Annotated in this window: 9 protein-coding genes; all 9 read left to right on the top strand. The window is 58.0% G+C overall.

Translation table 11 applies throughout. From position 1 onward, the window contains the following. Positions 1-7: 7 nt before the first annotated feature. Positions 8-1,315 (top strand): Tol-Pal system beta propeller repeat protein TolB, encoded by a 1,308-nt coding sequence (gene tolB / locus AC1DCP_RS15420; RefSeq protein WP_003511387.1) that lies wholly within the window; start codon positions 8-10, stop codon positions 1,313-1,315. Between the two features lie 210 nt (positions 1,316-1,525). After that, positions 1,526-2,059: a peptidoglycan-associated lipoprotein Pal gene (gene pal, locus AC1DCP_RS15415; RefSeq protein WP_003511386.1), complete on the top strand. Its 534-nt coding sequence runs from the start codon at positions 1,526-1,528 to the stop codon at positions 2,057-2,059. A gap of 158 nt (positions 2,060-2,217) precedes the next feature. Further along, positions 2,218-3,210, top strand: coding sequence for a tol-pal system protein YbgF (gene ybgF, locus AC1DCP_RS15410; protein ID WP_003511385.1), 993 nt, complete (start codon positions 2,218-2,220; stop codon positions 3,208-3,210). Between the two features lie 30 nt (positions 3,211-3,240). Beyond that, positions 3,241-4,578 (top strand): tRNA lysidine(34) synthetase TilS, encoded by a 1,338-nt coding sequence (gene tilS / locus AC1DCP_RS15405; protein ID WP_149910268.1) that lies wholly within the window; start codon positions 3,241-3,243, stop codon positions 4,576-4,578. A 154-nt stretch (positions 4,579-4,732) separates the two neighbouring features. Continuing rightward, complete coding sequence (gene ftsH / locus AC1DCP_RS15400) at positions 4,733-6,697, top strand: ATP-dependent zinc metalloprotease FtsH (RefSeq protein ID WP_013761814.1); 1,965 nt, start codon at positions 4,733-4,735, stop codon at positions 6,695-6,697. A 188-nt stretch (positions 6,698-6,885) separates the two neighbouring features. After that, positions 6,886-8,238, top strand: a complete 1,353-nt coding sequence (gene glmM, locus AC1DCP_RS15395; RefSeq protein ID WP_003511381.1) for a phosphoglucosamine mutase — start codon at positions 6,886-6,888, stop codon at positions 8,236-8,238. A gap of 188 nt (positions 8,239-8,426) precedes the next feature. After that, positions 8,427-9,272, top strand: coding sequence for an outer membrane protein (locus tag AC1DCP_RS15390; protein WP_003511380.1), 846 nt, complete (start codon positions 8,427-8,429; stop codon positions 9,270-9,272). Positions 9,273-9,488: 216 nt separating this feature from the next. Continuing rightward, positions 9,489-10,667: a phosphoserine transaminase gene (locus AC1DCP_RS15385; protein WP_476774412.1), complete on the top strand. Its 1,179-nt coding sequence runs from the start codon at positions 9,489-9,491 to the stop codon at positions 10,665-10,667. An 83-nt stretch (positions 10,668-10,750) separates the two neighbouring features. Further along, positions 10,751-12,346 carry a phosphoglycerate dehydrogenase gene (serA, locus tag AC1DCP_RS15380; protein ID WP_003511378.1) on the top strand — a complete coding sequence of 532 codons (1,596 nt, stop codon included), beginning with the start codon at positions 10,751-10,753 and terminating at the stop codon, positions 12,344-12,346. Positions 12,347-12,561 lie beyond the last annotated feature (215 nt).

The following is a 12,561-nucleotide window of genomic DNA, read 5'->3' as shown; positions in this document are numbered from 1 at the left end:
TGGCAACATGAAGATATTTTCGCCGATCCGGCTGGTGCTCGCTGTCGCGGCCCTTATGTCGGTTTTCTCCGCACCGGCTTTTGCGCGGGTGGAAATCAACATCAACAAGGGTAACGTCGAACCCTTGCCCATCGCCATCACGGACTTCATCTCGGGTGACGGCATCGGCGCTCAGGTATCGGCCGTAATTGCTGCCGATCTGCAGCGTTCCGGCCTGTTTGCGCCAGTCAACAAGAGTGCCTTCATCGAAAAAATCGCCAACCCGGATCAGCAGCCGCGTTTTGAGGACTGGAAGGTTATCAACGCGCAGGCACTCGTAACGGGCCGCGTGACGCGTGAAAGCGATGGCCGTCTGCGTGCGGAGTTCCGCCTTTGGGATACTTTCGCAGGCCAGCAGATGACCGGGCAGCAGTTCTTCACGCAGCCGGAAAACTGGCGCCGTGTCGCCCACATCATCGCGGACGCCATTTATGAGCGCGTCACCGGTGAAAAGGGTTACTTCGATACCCGCGTCGTTTTCGTCTCAGAAAGCGGCCCGAAGACAGCCCGCAAGCGTCAGCTGTCGATCATGGACCAGGACGGTTTCAACGTCCGTAACCTCACCAATTCGAACGACATCGTCCTGACGCCGCGTTTTTCGCCGAACCGTCAGGAAGTCACCTACATGTCGTTTGAAGGCCAGCAGCCGCGCGTTTACCTGCTGCAGCTGGAAACCGGACAGCGCGAAGTGGTCGGTAATTTCCCCGGCATGACATTCTCGCCGCGCTTCTCGCCGGATGGCCAGAAGGTCATCATGAGCCTTCAGCAGGATGGTAACGCCAATATCTACACCATGGACCTGCGCTCACGAACCACGACGCGCCTGACGAACACGTCCGCGATCGATACTGCACCGTCATTCTCCCCGGATGGGCAACGTGTTGCCTTTGAAAGCGACCGTGGCGGCCGTCAGCAAATTTACGTAATGAATGCCGATGGTTCAGGACAGCAGCGTATTTCGTTCGGCGACGGGTCGTATTCCACGCCGGTCTGGTCGCCACGCGGCGATCTGATCGCCTTCACCAAACAATCGGGCGGCAAGTTCTCGATTGGCGTGATGAAAACCGACGGTTCGGGTGAGCGCATTCTGACCAGCGGCTTTCATAATGAAGGCCCAACATGGGCGCCGAACGGCCGTGTGCTGATGTTCTTCCGCCAGAACGCTGGTGCTGGCGGTCCGCAGCTCTATTCGATCGACTTGACCGGCTACAACGAACAGCTGATCAAGACTCCCACCTTCGCTTCGGACCCGGCCTGGTCGCCGCTTCTGGACTGATATTGACTGCCATGACGGCGCCGGCCCAACCGGCGCCGTCATGTTTTTACACATGCCGTACGGGAAACTGCCTCTTTCTTGCCGCAAAGTGTTGTGAGGGAGCAAAAAAGTGGGACGTTTCCTTTCTGTTAACCATAAGCGTTTGTCGGCTATTAACCTCGATCCGTTAGTGTCTGGCAACGTTATTGCAATCCCAAGGAGAGACCGGCGATGAGCCGTACACACACTTCGGCACTCAGCCCGATGCAGAAACTGGCCCGTAATCCGGCTGTTATCGCCATGACGCTCGCTCTTGCTCTCGCAGGCTGCGCGAACAAGAAGAACATGCCGAACAGCGCCGGTGAGCTCGGTCTCGGCGGTGCGGGCTCTGCGACGCCCGGCTCCCAGCAGGACTTCACGGTTAATGTTGGCGACCGCATCTTCTTTGATACGGACTCGACGTCCATCCGTGCAGACGCGCAGCAGACGCTGCAGCGCCAGGCACAGTGGCTTGCCCGTTACCCGAAATACGCCATCACCGTCGAAGGCCATGCCGACGAGCGCGGTACGCGTGAATACAACCTGGCGCTCGGCGCCCGTCGTGCCGCTGCAACCCGTGACTTCCTGGCGTCCCAGGGCGTTCCGGCAAGCCGCATGAAGACGATCTCCTACGGCAAGGAAAAGCCGGTCGCCGTTTGCGACGACATTTCCTGCTGGTCACAGAACCGCCGCGCTGTGACGGTTCTCGGTGGCGCAGGCATGTAATCGCCTGACGCTTTTGTGATCTCGAATGGAAGGCGGTCTATGGGCCGCCTTTCGTTTTTTTCATAGTTTGGCCGAAGTTAAGTTGCTTTTTCGGTTGATATGGAAAAAATCCGGCTTGCGCCATTCCGGTGCAAATCAGTTAAGGCAGGGCAAATGAGATGAAGAAACTTGTCGTGGCGGGAATGCTGGGGCTTGCAGCCTGCACCGGCTTGAGCGGCACAGCCGTTTCGGGTCCGCTGTTCGGTGCGGGGGGTAGCTTCGGCACGATCAACTCTCAGCAGGTCCCAATTGTGCGGGTTCAGGCCAATGAAGCCTATAAGGTTCAGCAGCTTGAAGAACAGATCCGGCAGCTCAACGGCCGTATCGAAGAAATGAGCTTCCAGCTTTTGCAGATGCAGGAAACGATCCGCAAGGCGCAGGAAGACAATGAATTCCGTTTCCAGGAACTGGAAGGCGGCAAAGGCGCGAGTACCACCGCGCCGAAAAAGAAGGCGGAGGCCACTCCGGCCGCTCCGCCGAGCGACGACGTTGCAACGATCATCGAAACGCCACCTCAGGGTGGCGCTTCCGTTTCGCCGTCCTCTTCCGCGAACGCGCCGACGAGTGCACCGGGAGAGACGACGCTTGGCTCCATCGAGCTTGATTCCAAGGGCATGCCGATCGGTGGCTCATTGAACCAGGGTGCCAACAATTCTTCCGGTAGTCTTCCGGGCGTTACCACCGGCAACGGTTCGCGCAAGACCGATCCGGTCAACACTGCAGCACTCACCAGCGAGGGCGATATCTATCAGGCTGCTTACGGCCACGTTCTTTCCGGCGATTACAAGCTGGCGGAGCAGGGGTTCCAGCAATATCTCCAGGGTTACCCGAAGGGCACCAAGGCCGCCGATGCCAGCTTCTGGCTGGGCGAGGCACAATATTCGCAGGGCAAGTTCAACGAGGCCGCAAAAACTTTCCTGAACGGCCATCAGACCTATGGAAAGTCCCCGAAAGCGCCGGAAATGCTGATGAAGCTTGGCATGTCGCTTGCAGCTCTGGACAACACCGAGACCGCCTGCGCCACGCTGCGCGAAGTGCCGAAGCGTTATCCCAGTGCTTCAAAGACTGTGCTGAACAAGGTTGCCAGCGAACAGAAGCGGCTGAGCTGCTGATCTTGCTCCTGCCATGGCGGCGGTCTTTTCATGCCGGTTGATGTCCGCATTTTGAACGAAAAGACGGTTGCGCCGCTCGCTGCGGCTAGGTCCTTCGTCGAAAATCTTCGCAAACCCGTCCATATTCTCATCGCAATCTCCGGCGGTAGCGATTCCACCGGTCTGTTGCTGGCAATGCATGAGGCGAGGGCGGAGGCAGACCCCGACCGGATGCGGCTTTCCGCCGTCACGGTTGACCATGCCCTAAGGGCGGAATCCGCCGATGAGGCTCACAAGGTCTCCTTGCTCTGCGCGGAACTCGGTATCCCGCATACCGTGCGCCGATGGGATGATCCCAAACCCGCCTCCGGCATTTCCGAAGCCTCTCGTCTTGCCCGATATACTCTGATCGCCGACGTTGCGAGCGACATTGGCGCTGATCTCGTCGTGACGGGGCATACTCTTGGCGACCAGCGGGAAACCGTGGCAATGCGTGCCGCCAGAAGCGGGAGCAGCGAAAATCTCGGCCTCGCCGGCATGGCGGATGCTGTATTATACGGTGGACGCCACTGGATCATGCGGCCGTTTCTGACCTGTGAAAGACAGGAGATCCGCGATTTCGTATCATCTCGCTCGCGTGGCTGGTTTGACGACCCGAGTAACGACAACGCGCGCTACGAGCGGGTTCGTGTGCGGCAGTCGCTTTCCGACTCTCCGCCGCCGTTTGATGCGCAGGCCGCCGTTAAACGACAGGCATATTCCGAGAAAACCGCCTTTTTTCTCCAACAAAACGTAGAAGTCTTTCACGCCACGCTCGCCAGATTGTCGATTGAAGGCCTGATGCCCGATCTTCCCGAATTTCGGCACGGGCTAGCGGTGCTCATCGCTAATCTCGGTGGAAGGGCCTATTTCCCGGCGGCCAGCAGCATGGATCGGGTGTTGCAGTTTCTCAAAACCAGCGAGAACGGACGGATAACGGTTGGCCGCGTTCTTCTCGATCGCCGAAAGGACGGGCTTTATCTTTTCCGCGAGCATCGGAATATGCCGGAGCTGCAAGTCGAGGCTGGCGGGCAGGGCCTCTGGGACGATCGTTTCCTTGTGAAAAACACATCGGCTTTTCCGGTCAATATTGCGGCGGGCAGGACGGGTGGTATTGTGGATGCGGCAGCGCTTTTTCCAGCAGTGCCGCCAGGGATTGCAAAACAGGCGATGGCGATCCTGCCGCAAATTGCCACGTTGGTTCCCGGTCGAGCCTCTCCGGAAGGTGCCATCAGTATCGTGCCGAGGCTTGCCCCCTTCGATCTTTTTCTGCCGCGCTTCGACCTTGAGTTGGCGAATGCCATCGCGGTTTTATTCGGCCGTGCGGCCTATCCACAGCCGCCGGTTTAAATCCGGCCTCTTTTTCGTGAATTGCCTTGGAATAGTTTTTACACCAAAACGCATCAGATAACGCCCTTTGCCTTGGCAACGGCAGATGTCGTCCTTATGTTAGGGTCGAGTAATAGCGGGCAGCAAACATGTCCGTGTGAGTTCGGGGAGTTCGATGAACCCAAATTTCAGAAATTTCGCCTTGTGGGCCGTGATTGCCCTCTTGCTGATCGCTTTGTTCAGCATGTTCCAGACTTCGCCGACGCAAACGGGTTCGCGGGAAATTCCGTATTCCCAGTTTCTCCGCGATGTGGATTCCGGGCGAGTTCGCGACGTGACCGTCACCGGTAATCGGGTTCTCGGAACCTATACCGAGAACGGCACAGCCTTTCAGACCTATTCCCCAGTAATCGACGACAGCTTGATGGAGCGCTTGCAGAGCAAGAACGTCACCATCGTCGCGCGTCCCGAGAGCGACGGTTCTTCCGGTTTTTTGAGCTATCTCGGCACGCTTTTGCCGATGTTCCTCATCCTCGGTGTCTGGCTGTTCTTCATGCGGCAGATGCAGGGCGGTTCGCGCGGCGCGATGGGCTTTGGCAAGTCAAAGGCCAAGCTTTTGACGGAAGCGCACGGCCGCGTGACGTTTGACGACGTCGCAGGTGTGGACGAAGCCAAGCAGGACCTTGAGGAAATCGTGGAATTCCTGCGCGATCCGCAGAAGTTCCAGCGACTCGGCGGCAAGATCCCGCGCGGCGTGCTGCTGGTCGGCCCTCCAGGTACTGGTAAGACGCTACTGGCGCGCTCCGTCGCGGGTGAAGCTAATGTGCCGTTCTTCACCATTTCCGGTTCTGACTTTGTGGAAATGTTCGTCGGCGTCGGCGCAAGCCGCGTGCGTGACATGTTCGAGCAGGCCAAGAAGAATGCGCCGTGCATCATCTTCATCGACGAAATCGACGCTGTCGGTCGTCATCGCGGCGCCGGTCTTGGCGGTGGCAATGACGAACGCGAACAGACGCTGAACCAGCTGCTGGTCGAGATGGACGGCTTCGAGGCAAATGAAGGCATCATCCTCATCGCCGCCACCAACCGTCCGGACGTTCTCGATCCCGCACTTCTGCGTCCTGGCCGTTTCGACCGTCAGGTCGTCGTGCCGAACCCGGATATCGTCGGCCGTGAGCGCATCCTCAAGGTTCACGTTCGCAACGTGCCGCTGGCTCCGAATGTCGATCTCAAGGTTCTGGCACGTGGCACCCCCGGTTTCTCGGGCGCTGACTTGATGAACCTCGTCAACGAAGCCGCCCTGATGGCTGCTCGCCGTAACAAGCGCGTGGTTACCATGCAGGAGTTCGAGGACGCCAAGGACAAGATCATGATGGGTGCGGAACGCCGCTCCTCCGCCATGACCGAAGCGGAAAAGAAACTGACCGCTTACCACGAGGCGGGGCATGCGATTACCGCGCTGAAGGTTGCTTTGGCTGATCCGCTGCACAAGGCGACAATTATTCCGCGTGGCCGTGCACTCGGCATGGTCATGCAGTTGCCTGAAGGTGACCGCTACTCCATGAGTTACAAATGGATGGTGTCGCGTCTGGTGATCATGATGGGTGGCCGCGTTGCCGAGGAGTTGACCTTCGGCAAGGAAAACATCACCTCCGGCGCATCTTCGGACATCGAGCAGGCCACCAAGCTTGCCCGCGCCATGGTAACGCAATGGGGCTTTTCCGACGCTCTCGGCCAGGTCGCCTATGGTGAAAACCAGCAGGAAGTCTTCCTTGGCCATTCCGTCTCGCAGTCCAAGAATGTCTCCGAGGCAACGGCTCAGACGATCGACACCGAAGTCCGCCGCCTGATCGACGAGGCCTATACAGAGGCACGTCGTATCCTGACGGACAATCACGACGGGTTCGTTGCTATTGCCGAGGGTCTTCTGGAATACGAAACCCTCACTGGCGACGAGATCAAGGCTTTGCTGAGGGGCGAGAAGCCGGCACGCGATCTGGGTGACGATTCTCCTGGCAGCCGCGGCTCGGCTGTTCCGAAAGCAGGCACCAAGAAGGACGGCCCAAGCGAAGTCAAGGGTGACGGCGAAGCCAAGGGCGACGGCGAGGCTGAAGGCGGCATGGAGCCACAGCCGCACTGATTGCCTGGCCAAGACGACTATTGAAAAAGGCCATCCGGTTTTCCGGGTGGCCTTTTCAGTTTGGTAACAAGATATAAGCCATTTTTGCTGTAATTTACGTGCTGTTTATCGTGGTTTGTGGCATTTAGCCAAAAACGCTTCCGGTAGTTTTATGCTATGCCGGAATGCCCGAAAGATTTGGAGTTCAAATGGCACGCCGTTATTTCGGAACCGATGGTATCCGCGGACAATCGAACGTCTTCCCCATGACGCCGGATCTGGCGATGCGTGTGGGCATTGCGGTCGGAACGATCTTCCGCCGGGGCCATCATCGCCATCGTGTCGTGATCGGCAAGGATACCCGGCTTTCGGGCTACATGCTGGAAAACGCGCTGGTCGCAGGTTTCACCGCGGCCGGCCTTGATGTCTTCCTGCTCGGGCCCATTCCAACCCCCGCTGTTGCCATGCTGACCCGCTCGCTGCGGGCCGATATCGGCGTAATGATATCGGCGTCGCACAACCCATTTTCCGATAATGGAATCAAGCTTTTCGGACCCGACGGATACAAGCTTTCCGACGAGCTTGAGCTGGAAATCGAAGATCTTCTCGACAAGGATCTCTATGCCCAGCTCGCCAAGCCGAGCGAGATCGGACGCGCCAAGCGCGTGGATGGCGATATCTACCGCTATATCGAATTCGTCAAACGTACCCTGCCGCGTGATGTGACGCTGAGCGGGCTCAGGATCGCCATCGACTGTGCCAATGGCGCTGCCTACAAGGTGGCTCCCGCAGCACTCTGGGAACTGGGCGCCGAAGTCGTTACCATCGGCAACGAGCCGAACGGCATCAATATCAATCTCGAATGCGGCTCCACCCACCCGGAAGCCCTGCAGAAAAAGGTGCATGAGGTGCGGGCCGATATCGGCATCGCGCTCGATGGCGATGCGGACCGTGTCATCATCGTCGACGAACGCGGCGAGATCGTTGATGGCGACCAGCTCATGGCGGTGATTGCCGACAGCTGGGCTTCCGACAATACCCTGCGTGGTGGCGGCATCGTCGCAACCGTGATGTCCAATCTCGGTCTTGAGCGTTTCCTTGGCGACAAGGGTCTCACCCTTGCCCGCACCAAGGTGGGCGACCGTTATGTTGTCGAACATATGCGCAACCACAATTTCAACGTCGGCGGTGAGCAGTCCGGCCACATCGTATTGTCGGATTACGGCACGACTGGCGATGGGCTGGTGGCAGCTTTGCAGGTTCTCGCCAAGGTCAAACGTTCGGGCCTCACCGTCAGCGAGGTTTGCCGCAAGTTCGAGCCGGTGCCGCAGCTTTTGAAGAACGTCCGTATTTCCGGCGGCAAGCCATTGGAAAATCCGATCGTGCAGCAGGCGATCGCCGATGCGGAAAGCGCATTGGCCAATAATGGCCGCCTCGTTATCCGCCCCTCCGGTACGGAGCCTTTGATCCGCGTCATGGCGGAGGGCGACGATAGTGCGAAGGTGGAGCAGATCGTCAACGATCTCGTAGGGGTCATCACCAATGCCCGCTCGGCTGCATAAATTGCGCCACCAAATGTGAAAAGAAAAAGCCGGCTTTCGAGTCGGCTTTTTCTTTGAGTATTGCCTAATAAATATAGTGAATGATCGTGGTTAATCGGGACTTAACCATTTTACGCCAATCTCCGTGACTGAACAGTTCACTGGCATTTGCTGCCGCAACGGCAGGTGCCTCTTCTGGAGTGGAAGTCATGAAAAACGCTTTGGCCGGCATTCTGGCCGTTCTGATGACCGGCACGAGCGCCTTCGCTGCCGATCTTTATCAAGCTGAACCTGCGCCTGCCTATGTCGAGGCACCCGAAGTGCAGATCACGCAGGCAAGTGGTTGGTATCTGCGCGGCGACGTCGGTTATTCCTTCAACAAGCTTCGCGGCGCCAACTATTATCAGGGTGGACCGGGTGGTTATCTCGCCGATTTCGATACGGCTAATGTCAAGGATAGCTACATCGTCGGCGCCGGTGTCGGTTATCAGTTCAACAACTATTTCCGCAGTGACGTAACCTTCGATTACATGGGTAAATCGGATTTCCGCGGGTCTACCATCGGCGGCTGTGGTTCCGTGCCCGGTCCCTGCGTTTCAGCGGATCTCAGCTCGCTTAGAGCATACACGCTGATGGCAAACGCCTATGTCGATCTTGGTACCTATGGCCGCATCACGCCTTATGTTGGCGGCGGTATCGGCGGCTCCTACGTCAAATGGGATAAGCTGCGCAATACTTCGTGCAGCACCAACGGCCTTGGCTGCGACCCGACCACCGAACATGGCGGCAGAGGCAAGTGGCGCTTCGCCTATGCCCTGATGGCCGGTGCATCGATCGATGTTACCTGTAATCTGAAGGCAGATGTCGGTTATCGCTTCCGCCAGATCAACAAGGGCGACATGTTCGATTTTGCGAATGGTGGCGGTCCTGGCCGCGACAAGGGTCTGTATTCGCATGAGGTTCGCGTCGGTGGCCGTTATGTCTTTAACGGCTGCGATACCGCGCAATACATGCCGCCTGCCGATATTCCGCTGCAGCCTGCCGTTTATAAATAAACGTCACGCCCGACTGTTAGCTTCAAGCCGCTCGCATCCTCCTCCGGTGCGGGCGGTTTTTGTTTTCAGCGGTATCCAGTTCGTCGCATGACGCATATGGACTAAAATTCTCATGCGTAGCGACATATTCCGCTTGACGGAGGCCGGTGAGAGGAATAGCAACGGCGTCAGGACACCTCTCCCTAACGAGAGGCGCCTATCTGAAAGGGTAGTCAAATGACAGATATAGTGAAGCCGGACCTCCGTCCGGGCAATACGCATTTTTCTTCTGGTCCCTGCTCGAAGCGCCCCGGTTGGTCGCTAGATGCTCTCTCCGATGCACCGCTCGGTCGCTCGCATCGCGCCAAGGTTGGCAAAGCCAAGCTGAAGCAGGCCATCGATCTCACCCGTGAAATTCTCAATGTTCCCGCCGATTATCGCATCGGTATTGTTCCCGCGTCTGACACCGGCGCCGTTGAAATGGCCCTTTGGTCGCTGCTCGGTGAACGCGGTGTCGATATGCTTGCCTGGGAAAGCTTCGGTGCCGGCTGGGTTACCGATGTCGTCAAGCAGCTGAAGCTGAAGGACGTACGCAAGTTGGAGGCCGATTACGGCCTGCTGCCGAACCTGGCAGAAGTCGATTTCGACCGCGATGTGGTTTTCACCTGGAACGGCACCACCTCCGGTGTCCGCGTTCCCAATGCCGATTTCATTCCTGCTGACCGCAAGGGTCTGACGATCTGCGATGCCACCTCGGCGGCCTTCGCGCAGGATATGGACTTTGCAAAGCTCGACGTCGTCACCTTCTCCTGGCAGAAGGTTCTGGGCGGCGAGGGTGGCCACGGCGTCATCATTCTTTCGCCGCGCGCTGTCGAGCGTCTCGTGAGTTACGCGCCGGCATGGCCGCTGCCGAAAATCTTCCGCATGGTCTCCGGCGGCAAGCTCATCGAAGGCATCTTCACTGGCGAAACCATCAACACCCCGTCCATGCTCTGCGTTGAGGATTATATCGACGCGCTGCTGTGGGCGAAGAACCTTGGTGGCCTGAAGGCGCTGATTGGCCGTGCTGATGCTAATGCCAAGGTCATCTACGACTTTATCGAGAAGAACGACTGGATCGCCAACCTGGCCGTCAAGCCGGAAACCCGCTCCAACACCTCCGTCTGCCTGAAGATCGTCGATCCCGACGTACAGGCGCTGGATGCTGCTGCGCAGGCGGATTTCGCCAAGGGCATCGTTGCCCTGCTTGAAAAGGAAAATGTCGCCCTTGATATCGGCGCTTACCGTGACGCACCGTCCGGTCTGCGCATCTGGGCCGGCGCAACCATCGAGACGGCCGATATGGAAGCCGTCATGCCCTGGCTCACCTGGGCCTACCAGACGCAGAAGGCAACACTTTCCAAGGCTGCCGCCTGATTTTGATACCGGCCCTGCGTTGATGCAGGGCCGCCGATTTCCCGCTTTTAAAACTGCACCGTTTTTCAAGGAGCCCCTGAACCATGGCACCTCGCGTACTCGTATCCGACGAACTGTCGGAAACCGCCGTCCAGATTTTCCGTGATCGTGGCGTCGAAGTCGATTTCCAGCCGAAACTCGGCAAGGACAAGGACAAGCTGGCTGAAATCATCGGCAATTACGATGGTCTTGCCATTCGTTCCGCCACGAAGGCGACCGAAAAGCTGATCGAAGCGGCGACCAATCTCAAGGTCATCGGCCGCGCCGGCATCGGCGTCGATAACGTCGATATCCCGGCCGCTTCGCGCCGTGGTATCATCGTCATGAACACGCCGTTCGGCAACTCTATCACCACTGCCGAACATGCGATTGCGCTGATGTTCGCCGTCGCGCGTCAGCTTCCGGCTGCCGATAGCTCCACGCAGGCGGGTAAGTGGGAAAAGTCGAAATTCATGGGTGTCGAAATCACCGGCAAGACGCTCGGCGTCATCGGTGCCGGCAACATCGGCTCCATCGTCTGCTCGCGCGCACTTGGCCTGAAGATGCACGTTCTGGCCTACGATCCCTTCCTGTCGCCGGAGCGCGCGCAGGAAATGGGCGTGACGAAGGTTGAGCTGGACGAGCTGTTGGCGCAGGCCGATTTCATCACCCTGCATGTGCCGATGACCGACAAGACACGCGGCATCCTCAATGCCGAAAACCTTGCCAAGACCAAGAAGGGCGTACGTATCGTCAATTGCGCCCGTGGCGGTCTGGTGGATGAGGCGGCTCTTGCCGACGCCATCAAGTCCGGCCATGTCGCCGGTGCAGGCTTTGACGTTTTCGAAGTCGAGCCCGCCACCGAAAGCCCGCTTTTTGGTCTTCCCAATGTCGTCTGCACGCCGCATCTCGGCGCTTCGACCACGGAAGCACAGGAAAACGTTGCACTTCAGGTTGCCGAGCAGATGTCGGATTATCTGGTCAAGGGTGCCGTCTCCAACGCCATCAACATGCCATCGATCACGGCGGAAGAAGCACCGCGCCTGAAGCCCTTCATCCGTCTGGCGGATGTTCTCGGCTCCTTCGTCGGTCAGGTGCAGGAAAGCGCCACCAAGGAAATCGAAATCCTTTATGATGGCGCAACCGCCAACATGAACACCAAGGCGCTGACCAGCGCGTTGCTGGCGGGCCTTATCCGCAGCCAAGTTGCGGATGTGAACATGGTTTCCGCGCCTGTTATGATCAAGGAAAAGGGCGTTATCCTGTCCGAGGTCAAGCGTGACAAGACCGGCGTTTACGACGGTTACATCAAGTTGACGGTCAAGACTGAAAACCAGGTTCGCTCGGTTGCTGGTACGGTGTTCTCGGATGGCAAGCCGCGCTTCATCCAGATCAAGAACATCAACATGGATGCGGATGTTGGATCGCACATGATCTACATCACCAACACCGACGTTCCCGGCATGATCGGCTTCATGGGCACCACGCTTGGTGAGGCTGGCGTCAACATTGCCAACTTCCAGCTCGGTCGTGAAAAGGAAGGCGGCGACGCCATCGCGCTTCTTTATGTCGATGGTCCGGTTTCCGAAGACGTGCTGGACAAGCTGCGCGCCAACCCGGCAATCCGCCAGGTCAGGCCGCTGACATTCAACATCGACTGATACCTATCGTTCCTCCCAAGGGGACAATAAGGGCCGGTGCAGGGGAAACCCTGTGCCGGTTTTTTTGTTTCTGAACCGCCGGTTTCACCGAAATGTGTGCGTGTTTCTCTCTCTGGTTGCATATCACGAAAAATTTAAGGCGGGCATACTAAAAATGATGATCATGAGTTGCTATATCGCGTGCTGATATGCCGCTCATGGGAGGGTGGCCAACA

The sequence above is a fragment of the Agrobacterium sp. 10T429 genome (assembly GCF_056393925.1).
Note: the sequence above shows the minus strand (reverse complement) of the source record. Positions and strands in the feature narration are given on the sequence as shown.